Annotated in this window: 12 protein-coding genes; 4 read left to right on the top strand and 8 right to left on the bottom strand. The window is 73.0% G+C overall.

Features of this window, described 5'->3' with window-relative positions; genetic code table 11:
- The first annotated feature begins 91 nt into the window (after positions 1-91).
- The gene (locus ACFY2A_RS18685) at positions 92-2,722 is read left to right on the top strand and encodes a hypothetical protein (protein ID WP_387173043.1); all 2,631 of its coding nucleotides are present in this window, start codon (positions 92-94) and stop codon (positions 2,720-2,722) included.
- On the opposite strand, the gene ACFY2A_RS18680 is transcribed toward ACFY2A_RS18685, so the two are convergent.
- Genes ACFY2A_RS18680 through ACFY2A_RS18670 form a run of 3 tightly spaced genes read right to left on the bottom strand, consistent with a single transcriptional unit; the run spans position 2,699 to position 5,052 of the window.
- A complete protein-coding gene (locus ACFY2A_RS18680) occupies positions 2,699-3,346 on the bottom strand; it encodes a nucleoside/nucleotide kinase family protein (RefSeq protein WP_387173041.1) in 648 nt (215 codons plus the stop codon). The two genes, ACFY2A_RS18685 and ACFY2A_RS18680, sit on opposite strands and share 24 nt — an antisense overlap.
- On the bottom strand, positions 3,346-3,993 hold the full coding sequence (locus ACFY2A_RS18675; RefSeq protein WP_363922691.1) for an SIMPL domain-containing protein: 648 nt from the start codon (positions 3,991-3,993) through the stop codon (positions 3,346-3,348). The genes ACFY2A_RS18680 and ACFY2A_RS18675 overlap by 1 nt, the downstream gene beginning before the upstream one ends.
- Before the next feature lie 48 nt (positions 3,994-4,041).
- Positions 4,042-5,052 (bottom strand): prephenate dehydrogenase, encoded by a 1,011-nt coding sequence (locus tag ACFY2A_RS18670; protein ID WP_387173039.1) that lies wholly within the window; start codon positions 5,050-5,052, stop codon positions 4,042-4,044.
- 345 nt (positions 5,053-5,397) lie between these two features.
- Between ACFY2A_RS18670 and ACFY2A_RS18665 the strand changes: the two genes are divergently transcribed.
- On the top strand, positions 5,398-7,242 hold the full coding sequence (locus ACFY2A_RS18665) for a M48 family metallopeptidase (RefSeq protein ID WP_387173037.1): 1,845 nt from the start codon (positions 5,398-5,400) through the stop codon (positions 7,240-7,242).
- 94 nt (positions 7,243-7,336) lie between these two features.
- On the opposite strand, the gene dapC is transcribed toward ACFY2A_RS18665, so the two are convergent.
- Positions 7,337-8,440: a succinyldiaminopimelate transaminase gene (gene dapC / locus ACFY2A_RS18660; RefSeq protein ID WP_387173088.1), complete on the bottom strand. Its 1,104-nt coding sequence runs from the start codon at positions 8,438-8,440 to the stop codon at positions 7,337-7,339.
- On the bottom strand, positions 8,437-8,763 hold the full coding sequence (fdxA, locus tag ACFY2A_RS18655; RefSeq protein WP_007464872.1) for a ferredoxin: 327 nt from the start codon (positions 8,761-8,763) through the stop codon (positions 8,437-8,439). The genes dapC and fdxA overlap by 4 nt, the downstream gene beginning before the upstream one ends.
- Before the next feature lie 79 nt (positions 8,764-8,842).
- Here fdxA and ACFY2A_RS18650 point away from each other — a divergent pair, with 79 nt between their 5' ends.
- Positions 8,843-9,862 (top strand): GNAT family N-acetyltransferase, encoded by a 1,020-nt coding sequence (locus ACFY2A_RS18650; protein WP_387173035.1) that lies wholly within the window; start codon positions 8,843-8,845, stop codon positions 9,860-9,862.
- A 10-nt stretch (positions 9,863-9,872) separates the two neighbouring features.
- Here the strand turns inward: ACFY2A_RS18650 and ACFY2A_RS18645 are convergent, their stop codons facing one another.
- The 3 genes from ACFY2A_RS18645 to mshB form a co-directional block, all read right to left on the bottom strand.
- Entirely contained in the window at positions 9,873-10,337 is a 465-nt protein-coding gene (locus tag ACFY2A_RS18645; RefSeq protein WP_387173033.1) for a hypothetical protein, read from the bottom strand.
- A 118-nt stretch (positions 10,338-10,455) separates the two neighbouring features.
- Positions 10,456-10,890 carry a hypothetical protein gene (locus ACFY2A_RS18640; protein WP_363922985.1) on the bottom strand — a complete coding sequence of 145 codons (435 nt, stop codon included), beginning with the start codon at positions 10,888-10,890 and terminating at the stop codon, positions 10,456-10,458.
- 14 nt (positions 10,891-10,904) lie between these two features.
- Complete coding sequence (mshB, locus tag ACFY2A_RS18635) at positions 10,905-11,864, bottom strand: N-acetyl-1-D-myo-inositol-2-amino-2-deoxy-alpha-D-glucopyranoside deacetylase (protein ID WP_387173031.1); 960 nt, start codon at positions 11,862-11,864, stop codon at positions 10,905-10,907.
- Between the two features lie 86 nt (positions 11,865-11,950).
- Here mshB and ACFY2A_RS18630 point away from each other — a divergent pair, with 86 nt between their 5' ends.
- A complete protein-coding gene (locus tag ACFY2A_RS18630) occupies positions 11,951-14,098 on the top strand; it encodes a prolyl oligopeptidase family serine peptidase (protein ID WP_387173029.1) in 2,148 nt (715 codons plus the stop codon).
- Positions 14,099-14,101 lie beyond the last annotated feature (3 nt).

The following is a 14,101-nucleotide window of genomic DNA, read 5'->3' as shown; positions in this document are numbered from 1 at the left end:
CTTCTAGCTGCGCAAACACCTCCATGACGAGTGGCGGCCAGCGTCCTGCATCGGGCACTGTAGGTGACATATGCGTCACTGGGAGGCTCGCATGGGAGGTCGGATCCTCGAACTGCGCGTACACGGAGTGTCCAACACACCGCCCGCCGAGACCTTGGGCCTGACGGCCGACCCCGGGTGTGAGCCACCTCAGCCACGGCTCGTCGCCGGCGGCCCGGTCACCGGTTTCTACCGCTCCGCGACCACCACACCGCTCGACCCGATCGTCGTCGAGGCGTACAGCTGGGGGCAGTTGACCTCCGGCGCGCGAACCGCCCGCGACGTGGAGCGGGCCCTGTGGACGCTGCTGCTGCCCTTCACCCTGGCCAACGTGGCGCTGCACGCCCGGCCGGGCATACCGGCGGACCCCGCCACCGAACGACTGGCCAGCCGCACCGGCATGACAGCCTGGCTGATCAGGCTGTTCTGCCTGAGCCTGACCGGCACTCCCGTGCTCGCGATGACCGGCGTCGGCGTCGATCTCATCGGCTGGCAGTGCGTGGACGAGGGCTGCCTGAGCCGGATCCCCGGCCCGTGGGAGTTTCTCGCCGGCTCCTGGTGGCAGCAGGGCGGCCGGGCCATGGCCGTCGGCCTGACCGTGCCACTCGCCATGATCGGGGTGCTCGGCCTGGTCGCCTGGCGGAGCTACCAGTACGAGGCGGTGATGCCGGCCGACCCCACCACGAATCCGGCGGGACGCCGTACCCCGCCGCCGGTCGACGCCGACGTGCCGGCCGGTCAGCCGGCGCAGGAGCCGCCGCCGGTGCCCGAGCCACCACCCGGCCCACCGACAAATCCCCTTCAGGACCCGACGTTCTGGTGGGGTGAGGGACAGTTACGCCGCGCGGCCGTACTGCACCTGTGCACCGGCACGGTGGTGGCGGCGGCGGTCCCGCTCGGAACGGTCTCGGTGCTCGACCCGCCACACGGCGCGCGGGCGGTGCTCACCTGGTCCGCCGTGGCCGCGTTCATAGCCGTCCTGACGATCGCGCTGGTGGCCATCGGCCGGCCCTTGCTGACCCGGCGCGACGGTGCCACCCCGCTCGGCCGATGGAGCATCGCGGTCATCGTCCTCACCGGAATCGGCCTGGCCGGCACCTTCGCGGTGCTGCTGCTGCCCGACGGAGCCGCGGGCAGCCCGCTGGCCGAACTACGTCCGCCCGCCGGCTGCGACCATGACCCCGCCCAGCCCGGATGCCGGACGGACCGGTCGCTACCGGGCTTCGACCGGGTCATCGCCGGGCTGGGCACCGGTCAACTGCTACTGCTCATCGCGATCGGCGCGACCGCCCGCTCCGGACGGCGCGGCGGCGCCACACCGGCCGCCGTCGCGCTGTTGATCGCTCTCGGCGCCGCTTGGTGCCACGGTTGGCTGCCCGCCGCACCACCGGCCTCCGTGACGCTGTGGCAGTTCTCCCTGCCGTTGCTCGCCCTCGCCGCGGTCGGCCTGCTGCTGCCCCGGACCCGACCCACCACTGTCAAACAACCCCTCGAACCGCACAACGACCTGGCCTGGCGGGGTCGGGCGCCCGCCGTCATCGCCGGCTTCGGGTGGCTGCTCTGCCTCGCCTACAGCGCCGGCGTGCTCTACTGGGTCACCAACCGGCTCAACGGTGGGGACGCGCCCGTCGGCCCGCCCCGGGTGGTCCCGCCAACCCCGGTGACCTGGGCTGGCCTGACCTTCGCCGCCGCGCTGCTGATACTCGCCCTGGTCGCCGTCCGCGCCGTCGTGCTGTTCCGCCGACTTCGTCGCCAGGAGTACGCCCGGCTGAGCGCCCGCGGTGGCCGATTGTCCGCACACGACCTGCGTCGCGCCCGTGACGTCAGCACCCACCAGGCGCTGCACCGACTGGTCGGCGAACACGCACTTCGCCTGATCGGCTGGTACGCCGGTGCGATGGCCGTCGTCGCCGTACTGAGTTGCGCGGCCGTCCTCTCCGCAGCCCGGCCGCAGACCATGACGACGGGCGGGACAACCGTGGTGATCAAGGCGGTGGGCGACGTCGGCGACGCGCTGCTCGGTCTGCTTCCGGTGGCGGTCGCCGCCGTCGGCCTGCTCGTCTACCGCAAGAACACCATCCGCCGCTCCGTCGGCGTGGTCTGGGACGTGGGCACCTTCTGGCCACGCGCCGCCCACCCACTGGCGCCACCGAGCTACGCCGAACGGGCGGTGCCCGAACTGCTCACCCGCACGGCCGGGCTGATCGCGCTGGCCGAGCACGATCCGCGCCGGGTGGACGGCATCATCCTCTCCGGGCACAGCCAGGGCACGGTGATCTGCACCGCGGTCATCCTCCAGCTGCCGCACCGTTGGCGGCGGCGGATCTGGTTCTTCTCCTACGGCTGCCAACTGACCCGCCTCTACGGCCGGATCTTCCCCGCCTACTTCGGGCCGGATCGACTGCCGGTGCTGGCCGAGGCGCTGACCCGTCCCGGTGGCGGAACCCGGTGGACGAACTTCTGGCGGGACACCGATCCGCTCGGCTGGCCGGTCACCGCCGGGGAGCGGGACATCGCGGTGACCGACCCGGAGGCACTGCATCCGAGCGACGGCGAAGTCGCCGACCCACCGATCCGCAGCCACAGCGGCTACCCGGAGGCCACCGAGTTCCAACGGGAGAGATCCCGGGTGGCGTGGCTGCTGCGGCGGGCGGTCCCGTCACCCCGCCGGGGGCTCGGCTAGGCGTACCACCAGGTCGGCACGGTCGGCGGTGCCGGCCACCAACGCCGCGTTGACCTCGTCGCTGCCCAGCGCCCAGGCTCGGGCGTCCTGCTCCGACCGGCCGTGGGCCATGTGTCGGGCGACCAGCCGATGACGCCGCAGGTCGGCGTCGAGGTCCAGGAACCACGCCTCGTGCAGCAGGGCGCGTACCTCGTCCCAGGGCCAGTTCGGGATCAACAGATAGTTGCCCTCGGTGACCACCAGCCGGACCTCCGGCGGCACCTCGATCGCACCGGCGATCGGCTCCTCCAAGTCCCGGCGGAACTGCGGCGCCCAGACCGACGTCGGTTCCTTGCGCCGCAGCCGACGCAGCAGCGAGACGTACCCGTTGGCGTCGAAGGTATCGATCGAGCCCTTCCGCAGGGCCCGGCCGAGCCGACGCAACTCGTCCTGAGCGAGGTGGAAGCCGTCCATCGGCACCAGCCGGGCGGCCGGGCCGACCGCCTCGACCACCTGTGCAGCCAGCGTGGACTTGCCGGCCCCGGGTGCGCCGGTGATGCCGAGCAGTTGCCGCGGGCCGGCGTCGGCCAGCCCTCGGGCCCGCTCCAGCAGCGCCTCCATCGACAACACCTGCGCGACGGTCATCAGGACAGGACCGGCCGGCTGATCGTGAACCGGGCCCGCACTGCCGCGTGCACGCCCTGCGGCTGCGGGTCGAGCTCCAGCTCCGGTGGGCCACCGGCCTCGACTCCGCCGGCGTCGAACGCCATCCGGGCCATCATCGGCTGGGCGGTGCCGCCCTCGTCGGACAACTCGACCAGGTCGGTGACCTGAGCGCCGAGCGCCTCGGCGTACTCGCGGGCCCGCTGCAACGCGTCGCTGATCGCGGCGTGCCGGGCCTGCCGGTAGGCCGGGCTGTCGGGACGCAGCGACCACCACGGGCCAGCCACCTCGACCTGATCCTGGTCGGCCAGGCGCAACATCAACTCGCCGAGGGTGGTGAAGTCGGTGACCGTCACCGTGGTCACCACCGAACCGTGCCAGGCCACGACCCGCTCCCCGGAGCGGCGGGTCTCGGGTCGCACCCGCAGCTCGCCGGTCTCGCGCCGGTCGATCGTCGGGCCGTATGAGTCGAGCAGGACCCGGATCGCCGCAGCCCGCTCGGCCAGCCGGGTCAACGTCGGCTCCCGCTCCCGGTCCCGAGCCAGCGCGGTCACGGTGAACCGGGCGAGTTCCGGCGCGACCTCGCGGTACGCCTCGCCGCGTACGGTCACGACTGGTCCGTCCACCATGCCCTCACCCTACTGGCGGGTCCGTCGCCGCGCCCACCGATGAGCCGGTCAGGCCTGCGGGAGGTGGGCGACATAGGAGACGGTGCCGGCCACGACCCGACATCCGCTCAGGTGGCCACCGGCCGCTCCGATGCGGTGCAGCCAGGCCACCTCGGCCGGTTCCGCACCGGCCGGAAACGATCGGACCTGCTCGTCGTACGGGCGGCCGGCCAGCCCGGCGCGGGCGGCACCGGCCTCGGCGTACCGGGCGGTGAGGGCGTCGGCGTCGTCGGCCCGCAACGCACCGGCCAGCTCGTCGAGGAACGCGGTGACCTGGGCCAGCGCAGCCAGCACCTCGTCGCGGTTGCCCCGCAGCATGTTCCCGGTGCGTTGCGCCGGGGTGCCGGCGACCCGGGTGCCGTCCCGGAAGCTCCCGGCCGCCAGCGCCAGGACCGAGTCCCGCAACGGCGACCGGTGCGCCGCACCGGCCAGCGCCCCGGCGAGCAGGTGCGGCACGTGCGAGGCGAGCGCCACCACCGCGTCGTGCCGATCCGCTGCCATCGGCACCACCCGGGCGGCGAAGACGTCGGTGACCAGAGTGACGAGGCGACGGAACGCGGCCAGCCCGTCCGGTTCCGGGCAGAGCACCCAGGCGGCACCCGCGAACAGCTCCGGCAGCGCCGCCGCGAGCCCCGCCCGGTCGGTGCCCGCCATCGGGTGCCCGGGCACGAACCGGCTGGTCAGTCCCTGCTTCGCGGCGAACGCCGCCAACTCGGCCTTGGTGCTGCCCACGTCGGTGAGCAGGCAGTCCTCGGCGGTGGCGGCGGCCACCTCGACCAGGGTCGCGGGCAGCGTGGGCAGTGGTCCGCCGAGAAACACCACGTCCCGGCCGGCCACGGCGTCGGCCAGCCGCTCCGCCGTCGGTACGCCGGCCGACCGGGCCTGCCGACGGATCCGCTCATCCGGATCCCAGCCGGTCACGTCCACTCCGGCGGCATGCAGTCGGAGCAGCACCGAGCCACCGATCAGGCCGGTGCCGACCACTGCTGCCCGCAGCCGTGCGTCAACTCTGAGCACCATCCGCGTACCTCGGCGTTCCGTTGCGTCACGGAGCCGGCCGGCCCCGCGGCGGCGTGCCTGCCGGATCCCGCCGCACTGCCACGATGTCCGGCGACACGCCCTGCGTCCGCGCCGAGGATATCGCCGGCCGGATCGCCGCCGGGCAGTCGGATGGACCGTCCGGCCGGTACGCGTCGCCCGGCCGTCCGGCTCCCACGGCGTGCGCCTGCACCTCCGGGGCACGGATCGGCAAGATCGAAGAGCCGGCCGAACCCGACCGGAAGGGGGTTGTCCGGCAAACCTCCACGCCGTACGGTCCGCTGCGCCGCCCGCAGCCGCGCGGGCACGGAACGGGGAGGAACGGCCATGGCCGCGACGTACCGGGCACTCGCCTCGGTGGTCATGTTGATCGGGTTCTACGTGGTCGCGCTGCTTCAGTTGGCGGCCGTCGCCGCCCTCGGCGTGTGGCTCTACGGCCACACGAACGGACTGGTCACCGGGAAACTGCTGCTGCCGCTGATCATCGCGCTGGGTGCGGTGGCGGTCGGGCTCTGGCGGGCGATCCGGACGAAGAACGAACCGGCACCGGGCCTGGTGCTCGACGAGCGGGAGGCACCGCAGTTGTGGGCCACCGTTCGGGAACTGGCCGACGCGGTCGGTACCCGGGCACCGGACGAGATCCGACTGGTGCCCGAGGTGAACGCGGCGGTCGGCGAGCAGAGCCGGCTGCTCGGGCTGATCGGCGGACGGCGCACCCTCTACGTGGGTCTGCCGCTGCTCCAGGCGATGCGGGTCGACCAACTCCGCTCGGTGCTCGCCCACGAGCTAGGTCACTACTCCGGCAAACACACCCGACTCGGTGGCGTCGCCTACCGGGGACGGCTGGCGATCGAGGGCACCATCGAGCGGATCAAACCGCGCAACCCCATCGGCCTGGTCTTCAAGGGGTACGCGAAGCTGTACCTGATGGTCGACAACGCCGCGTCACGGCGGCAGGAGTTGGAAGCCGACCGGGCCTCCGTCCAGCTCGCCGGCCACGAGGCGGCCACGTCCGCGCTACGGAGCCTGCCGGCGCTCGAAGCGGCCTGGAACTTCTTCACCGGCCGGTACGTGGAGTCGGGCTGGCAGGCCGGCCTGGCCCCGGACGACCTGTTCGGCGGCTTCGGACAACTGCTCCAGGGCCGCCGGGACGAGATCGACAAGCTCCAGCAGGACGTGCCGGACCGCGAGCCGTCCCGGTGGGACACCCATCCGCCGATCGGCGTCCGGATCGAGGCGATGGCACAACTCCCGGCCGGTGCCGCGGGCACCGACGACCGTCCCGCACACGTGCTGCTCGCCGACGTGCTGGACGCCGGCCGCCGATTGCAGCGAATCGTCATCGATCTCGGCAACCGTCAGGTGCTGCCCTGGCCGGAATTCACCCACGCGGCGATCGCCGCCGGTGTGCAGCGCCAGGCGGACGGCATCTACCGGGCGGCCGGCCGGTTCACCGGCACCCCCGAACCGGGTCTGGCAACCGTGCTCGACCTGGTGCGGGCGGGTCGCCTGGGCGAGTTCGCCGAGCAGTTCTTCAGCGACGCCAACCGTCAGGAGGCGGCGGCACACTTCGCCGGGCCGATGGAGATGTTGCTGGTCAACGCGGCCGTCCGCGCCCAGCGGGCCCGCTGGCAGCTGTCCTGGAGCGGTCCCGCCCAGTTCGTCGGCACCAGCGGTGAGCCGTTGAACCTCGCGGAGATCGCCAAGCTGGCGGTCTCGGCGGAGACCCTCGACGAGGCCCTGGCGCGGCTCGCCGAGCTCGGCGTCGACCCCTCCGCCGCGACCGTGGTGCAGAGCCGGGCCACCGCCGACAACGCCGGTGTCATCGGCGCCATCGGCAACGTGAAGGTCGGCGGCGTGCAGCACGACCTGCTGGTCCTCGACCGCGGTCTGATCCTGGTGGGCGGCCCGGGCAAGGCCGGCGACGGCGAGAAGCGGCTCAAGAACCTGCTCGAATCGACGCCGGTGGCGACGTTGGCCGCCCGACACCAGTTCCTGCCGTACGAGGAGATGGTGTCGGTGCAGGTGACCAGGCAGATTCCGCTGAAGGCCGAGCTGACGCTGCACGACGGCCGGACGGTGGCCCTGCAGGAGCTGTACGGCAGTGTGCTGCTGGAGCGGCACAGCCGGGACAACCTGCTCCGGGTGCTCGAGCGGATCAACGAGGAATGAGACGGCTTCGAGGCCGCTCCGCGCGCATGTCGGGAGCGGCCTCGAAGCCGGTCGGGTTCTCCCCGGGCCGGGACGCCAGAGCGTTCGGTCGTGGTCAGGACAGGCGGCCGGCGACCGCAGCGATCCGCTCGTCGGACTCGGTGAGCGCCGCCCGGACGTACTGCCGCCCGCCGGGACCGTAGAAGACACCGGCGGCGACCAGGATTCCCCGCCGGGCCAGCCAGTCGACGGTGGCCCAGCAGTCCTCGCCGCGGGTCAGCCACAGGTAGAGCCCCGCCTCGGAGTGCTCCACGGTGAAACCGGCGCCCACGAACGCCGCCCGCAGCGTCTCGCGCCGCGCACCGTACCGCTCCCGCTGCTCGTCGGCGTGCCGCTCGTCGCGCAGGGCCGCCACCATGGCCGCCTGCACCGGCGCCGGCACGATCATCCCCGCGTGCTTGCGGATCTTGAGCAGCTCGGCCACCAGTATCGGGTCGCCGGCCACGAAACCGGCCCGGTAGCCGGCCAGGTTGGACCGCTTGGACAGCGAATGCACCGCCAGCACGGAGTCATACGAGCCGCCGCACACCTCGGGCGACAGCACCGACACCGGCTCGGCGTCCCAGCCCAACGGCAGGTAGCACTCGTCGCTGGCCACCACCGCGCCGCGCTCACGCGCCCAGTCCACCACCTTGCGCAGGTGCGTGGCGGGCAGCACCCGACCGGTCGGGTTGCCCGGCGAGTTCACCCAGACCAGGCGGACCCGGGACGTCGGACCGACGGCGGTCAGCGAGTCGGTGCGTACCGTCGTGGCACCAGCCAACCGTGCGCCGTCTTCATAGGTCGGGTAGGCGATCGACGGGACCACCACGACGTCACCTGGCCCCACCCCGAGCAGGGTGGGCAACCAGGCCACCAGTTCCTTCGAGCCGATCGTCGGCAGCACCCCGAGCCCGTCCGGGCCGGCGCCACAGGCCCGCGACACCCAGCCCGCGATCGCATCCCGCAGCGCCGGGGTGCCGGCGGTCAGCGGATAGCCGGGCGCGTCCGAGGCGTCCGCCAGGGCCTGCCGGATCACCTGCGGCACCGGATCGACCGGCGTACCCATGGAGAGGTTGATCGGGCCGTCCGGATGCGCCGCGGCCAGCGTGGCCGCGGCGTCCAGGGTGTCCCAGGTGAACTCGGGCAGCCGCGACGAGACCGGGGCGGGCCGGTTCAGTGGCCCTCGCCGCGGGGCGGCTGGGCGGCGACGAAGGTGGCGTCCTTCTCCACCTTGCCGATCTTCGAGGCCCCGCCGGGCGAGCCGAGGTCCTCGAAGAACTCGTAGTTGGCGCCGGTGTAGTCCTTCCACTGCTCCGGGACGTCGTCCTCGTAGAAGATCGCCTCCACCGGGCAGACAGGCTCACAGGCACCACAGTCGACGCACTCGTCGGGGTGGATGTAGAGCATCCGGTTGCCCTCGTAAATGCAGTCGACCGGGCACTCCTCGATGCACGCCTTGTCGAGCACATCCACGCACGGCTCGGCGATGATGTAGGTCACCGGTCTTCTCCTCCGCAAGACATGCCGCGATCACCCGCGACGGTAAGAGCCTAGTATCTCGCCGGGGAGGAGGTCGATCGTGCTCCGAGAGCAAGACCTGGGACACCGAATCGTGGTGCGGCGTCGCGTCGGCGTACGCGGTGGTCGGCCGGTCTATTCCGATGCCCTCGGTGAACTGGTCGAACTGACCGAGACACATCTCACGCTTACCACCCGGCAGGGGCGGCTGCGCGTGCCGATCGCCGAGGTGCACCGCGCCAAGCGGGTCCCGGCGGCCCGCCGGCCGACCGCCGCCGCCATGGTCGAGCTGGAACTCGCCGCCGACGAGGCGTGGCCGGCCCCCGTTCGGGGCCGGCTCGGCGACTGGCTCCTGCGGGCCGCCGACGGCTGGACCGGCCGGGCCAACTCGGCGCTGCCGGTGGGCGATCCGGACCGTCCGCTGCCGGCCGCCGTGGACGCGGTCGAACGCTGGTACGCCGGCCACGGCCGGCCGGCCATGGTCAACACGCCGCTGCCGCTGGCCGCGCCGGTCGGCAGCGAACTCGACCGGCGAGGCTGGGGCAGCCGCCCACCGGTGCTGGTACAGACCGCCCCACTCGCCGCCCTCGTCGCGGCGGCACCGGACGACCCGGTCGCGGCAGCACCCGGCATCCCCGGCGAACCGACAGGCCCGGGTGGCGCGACCGGTACGGCCGGCCCGGTGGTCGAGTTGGCCACGGCACCGTCGGCGGACTGGCTGGCCGTGGCGGCCGGCCGCAAAGGCGGGCTGCCGGACGCCGCCCGGCACGTACTCACCGCCGTGGACCAGATCCGCTTCGCCCACGGGTACCTCGACGGCGCGCTCGTCGCGACCGGCCGGGGCACGGTCACCGGCGAGGGGCGCTGGCTCGGGCTGTGCCTGATCGAGGTGCTACCGGCCGCGCGCCGGCAGGGACTCGCCGGCCGGCTGATCCGAGCACTCGCCGAGTGGGCCGCCGATGCCGGAGCGACCGACGCGTTTCTCCAGGTCGAGCAGAGCAACGTCGGCGCGGTCGCGCTCTATCGCAAGCTGGGCTTCACCACCCACCACACCTATCTGACCCGCGTCGCGCCGCACTGACCCCCGCCGGTCAGCGGCGGACCACGCGGCGGGGCTTGGCCGCGGTGGTCTCGGCGTACCGTTGCAGGCTGCGCGACCGGTAGTCGCGACCGAGCGTGACCAGCAGCAGGTAGCCCAGCATCGTCCCGACGGTGGTCGCCACCAGGTAGAGACCGATCTGCGCGAAGAACGTCCCGCCGCCACCGGCGAACGGGTTGTCACCGACCAGCAGAGGCCCGATCAGCACGGTCAACCCGACCGCGATGCCGATCGCGGCGGCCACCTCGCCGGCCCAGCGGGCCAACGGACGCCGCTCACCCCAGACGAAGGCGACACCGGCCAGAATCAGACCGATCACCACGAACATCCCGAGCGACACCCGGTCGGCGACACTGTCGTTGCCGTCGAAGCCGAACCGGATGACCAGCCGGGCGACCACGTTGACCGCGAACAGTGCGATCGCGAGCACACCGACCGCACGCCACCGCTGCCCCATTACACGCCTCCAGCCGTACCGCCCGCCCGGATGGCGGGTCTCCTGGCAGGAATGTCTACCACCCGCCGCTGAGCGACGTCAGTACCGTCCGGGAGCCGGAGCCGGAGCCGGCGCGAGATTACCGTCCGGAGGCCGGAGCCGGCGCGAGGATCGACCGGAACGCCATCACCGCGAAGGTCATCGCACCGCCCACCACCAGGGTGAGCCCGACCCAGTTGCCGACGAGCAGCACGTCACCCTCGCTGGTCCGGTCGGCGGCGATCACCATGATGGCCACCCAGGGCAGCGCCGGCAGCGCCACCGCCCAGCGACGGCCGACGGTCTCGACGGCCAACCAGCTCAACGCGATGTTCGCGGCCACGGCCACGAGCACCGTGACGCCGACCAGATACCCGCCGACCCGAAGCGGAGCGAGCAGCAACTCCAGCACCGCGCTCACCGTCGCGGCCACCACGGCGAACATGCCGCCCGCCACCCGCAGGCCGATGTCCAGCGGACGTCGCCACCTCCGGCTCGGCCGGGGCGGCTCCTGCTCCTGCGGGGCGACCGACATCGCGGCGGGCAAGGTCACCGGTGACCGGCCGGGGTGACCGGTCTACGGCCGGGGCCGCCGACGACGTCCGGGCCGCCGGCCGCGCCCGGCGCTGCGGCGTCCACCCCGACGAACAGATCCGACTCCCAGCCGTACGGGCCGCTGCCCGTCCCCTTCTCCCCCAGTGCCAGGGTGAAGTACTCCACCCCCATGAACTCGGCACCGAAATTGCCGGCGATCGAGTACAGCCAGGAGGTGGCCGGGATCTGGGTGGCGTGGGCGCGCATCGCCGCCTCCTTCGCGACGTGCTGCTCGGTGGCGTCGATGCGGGCCGCGATCTCCTCGTCCGGGGTGCAGAACGGCAGCTCAGTGGCGTCGGCGATGCCGGCGAAGGGGTTGTCGGACGCCTCCGCGAAGTGCATCATGCCGGCTTCCAGCACACTTTGCGGCATCGCCGTCCAGTAGACCTTCGCAGGTGCGAGCCCTTCGGCGGCGGCCAGCTCCACGGCCCGCATGGTCACCCGGTGCGCCTGGATGTGGTCAGGGTGTCCGTAGAAGCCGTTGTCGTCGTACGTGATGACCACCTGCGGGCGTACCTCCCGGATGATCTCCAGCAGATACCCGGCGGCCTCGTCCAGGTCGGCGCCCCAGAAGGCCCGGGGATGCTCGTTGGTCGGCAGACCCATCATCCCGGAGTCCCGGTAGCGGCCGGCCCCGCCGAGGAACCGGTGGTCGGTGACGCCCAGCTCGGCGCAGGCGGTCGCCAGCTCGGCGATCCGGTACCCGCCGAGCTGGTCGGCCTCGGCCGCGGCGAGCCCGGCCAGCTCCGGTACGTGGATCTCACCCTCCTCGCCCAGGGTGCAGGTCACCAGAGTGACGTGGGCACCCGTGGCCGCGTAGTGGGCCATCGTCGAGCCGGTGCCGATGGACTCGTCGTCGGGGTGCGCGTGGACCAGCAGCAGGCGGCGGTCAGGCAGCGTCGTCACGACGGTCACTCTAACCGGCGGTTCTCGCCTACCGGCCCAGACGCGTCCGCGCAGGTCGCTCACATCGGGCTCGGTACCGGCCTACGATCTGGCCTGTGGACTTTCCCGAGCTGGCCGCCCGCACCCGCAGGTTCAGCCACGGGGCGCCGCGTGCCGTCTCCGTGGCCGACGACGGTGCCCGGGTGGTCTTCCTACGCTCGGCCGGACCGGAGGACCCGGCCGACGCGCTCTGGCTGCTGGACGTCGCGACCGGCACGGAACGCCTGGTCGCCGATCCGAACACCCTGCTCGGTACCGACGCCGACCCGGACGCGCTGAGCCCGGGGGAACGCGCCCGGCGGGAGCGACTGCGGTTGAGCGCCTCCGGCATCGGCTCGTACGCCCTCGACGCCGCCGGACGGGTGGCGGTGTTCGCGCTGGCCGGGCGGCTCTTTCGGGCAGACCTGGTGCACGGCGACGTGATCGAGGTGCCCACCGTCGGGCCGGTGCTCGACCCACGGCCGGACCCGAGCGGGCAGCGGCTGGCCTACGTGACCGACGCCGCCGAAGGGGTACGCCGGGGCGAGCTACGGGTGATCGACACGGACGGCGCCGACACCATGCTGGCCGGCGAGGACTCCGGGGTGCGCTGGGGACTGGCCGAGCACATCGCGGCGGAGGAGTTCGGACGGCACCGCGGCTACTGGTGGGCACCGGACGGCCGGTCGGTGCTCGCCGCCCGGGTCGACGAGTCCCGGCTGCCCCGCTGGCACCTGCACGATCCGGCGCAGCCGGGCAGCCCGCCGGCCAGCGTCGCGTACCCGGTGGCGGGTGGCCCGAACGCCGAGGTCAGCCTGCACCTGCTCGACCTCGACGGCGGCTGGGTCGACGTGCACTGGGACCGGGAGACCTACCCGTACCTGACCGCGGTGCACTGGGGTGAGGGTGCCCCGCTGATCACCGTGCTGCGCCGCGCCCAGCAGCACGGGCTGGTGCTCGCGGTCGATCCGCGTACCGGGGAGACCCAGGTGCACGCCGAGTTGGCCGACCCACGCTGGGTCGAGCCGATCCCGGGCACGCCCGCGCACCTGCCCGACGGGCGGGTGCTGGTCGGTGGCGAGCTGGCCCACGACGGGTACGACGCGCGCTGCCTGTTCGCCGACGGCACGCTGCTCACCCCACCCTCGCTGTACGTACGCCGGGTGGTCGGCCGGCTCGCCGCCGGCAGCGGTCCGGCGGACCTGCTGGTCGAGGCGAGCGACGGCGAGCCGAGCGAACAGCACCTGTTCCGGGTCCGGACCAGCATCGGCGGCGGCGTCGACGCCCGCCGGTTGACAAGCGACGCCGGCTGGCACGTCGGTGCGGTCGGTGGCGGCGTGCTGGTCGTCGGCAGCGCCTCGCTGGACCACCCGGGCGTCCGGTGGACGGTGGTTCAGGGTGATCGGGAGGTGGGCACGCTGCGGTCGCTGGCCGCCACGCCCAGCTACTCCCCGCTGCCGCTGCTGGAGCGGGTGACCGACCGGCGGCTCCCCTCGGCGGTGCTCTACCCGGACAACCACGTCACCGGCCGTCGGCTGCCGGTCCTGCTGGACGTCTACGGCGGACCGAGGCACCAGGAGGTGGTGGCCGCGCGCTCGGCCTGGCTGGAGCGGCAGTGGTGGGCCGACGCCGGCTTCGCGGTGGTGGTCACCGACAACCGGGGTACGCCGGGCATCGCCCCGTCCTACGAGAAGGCCATCCACCGACGGGTGGCCGACGTGATCCTGCTCGACCAGGTGGAGGCGCTCACCGCGCTCGCCGACAAGCATCCGGACCTGGACCTGGACCGGGTCGCGGTGCGCGGCTGGTCGTTCGGTGGCTGGCTGGCCGGCCTGGCGGTGCTGCGGCATCCGGAGCTGTTCCGGTGCGGCATCGCCGGTGCGCCGGTCACCGACTGGGCCCTGTACGACACCGCGTACACCGAGCGGTACCTGGGTCTGCCCGCCGACGGCGAGGACGTCTACGCGCACCACTCGCTTGTGGAACTGGCCGCCGAGCCGGTCACCGACCCGGCACACGCCCGTCCGCTGCTGCTGGTGCACGGCATGGTCGACGACAACGTGGTGGCGGCGCACACGCTTCGGCTGTCGGCGGCGTTGCTGGCCACCGGCCGGCCGCACTCGGTGCTGCCGCTGACCGGCGCCACCCACATGGCGGCCGGTGGCCTCGCCGAACGCCTCCTCCGCCTGGAACTCGACTTCCTCCGCACTCACCTCGGGAGGTGAGTC

The sequence above is a fragment of the Micromonospora sp. NPDC000442 genome, from assembly GCF_042898635.1.
Classification (GTDB): domain Bacteria; phylum Actinomycetota; class Actinomycetes; order Mycobacteriales; family Micromonosporaceae; genus Micromonospora.
The sequence above is the reverse complement of the archived record's forward strand: the minus strand, read 5'-3'. Positions and strand labels throughout refer to the sequence as shown.

Excerpts from the sequence above, each read along its gene's own strand:
- ACFY2A_RS18685 (WP_387173043.1), top strand. The coding sequence starts at position 92 with ATGGGAGGTCGGATCCTCGAACTGCGCGTACACGGAGTGTCCAACACA.
- ACFY2A_RS18680 (WP_387173041.1), bottom strand. The coding sequence starts at position 3,346 with ATGACCGTCGCGCAGGTGTTGTCGATGGAGGCGCTGCTGGAGCGGGCC.
- ACFY2A_RS18675 (WP_363922691.1), bottom strand. The coding sequence starts at position 3,993 with ATGGTGGACGGACCAGTCGTGACCGTACGCGGCGAGGCGTACCGCGAG.
- ACFY2A_RS18670 (WP_387173039.1), bottom strand. The coding sequence starts at position 5,052 with ATGGTGCTCAGAGTTGACGCACGGCTGCGGGCAGCAGTGGTCGGCACC.
- ACFY2A_RS18665 (WP_387173037.1), top strand. The coding sequence starts at position 5,398 with ATGGCCGCGACGTACCGGGCACTCGCCTCGGTGGTCATGTTGATCGGG.
- ACFY2A_RS18645 (WP_387173033.1), bottom strand. The coding sequence starts at position 10,337 with ATGGGGCAGCGGTGGCGTGCGGTCGGTGTGCTCGCGATCGCACTGTTC.
- ACFY2A_RS18640 (WP_363922985.1), bottom strand. The coding sequence starts at position 10,890 with ATGTCGGTCGCCCCGCAGGAGCAGGAGCCGCCCCGGCCGAGCCGGAGG.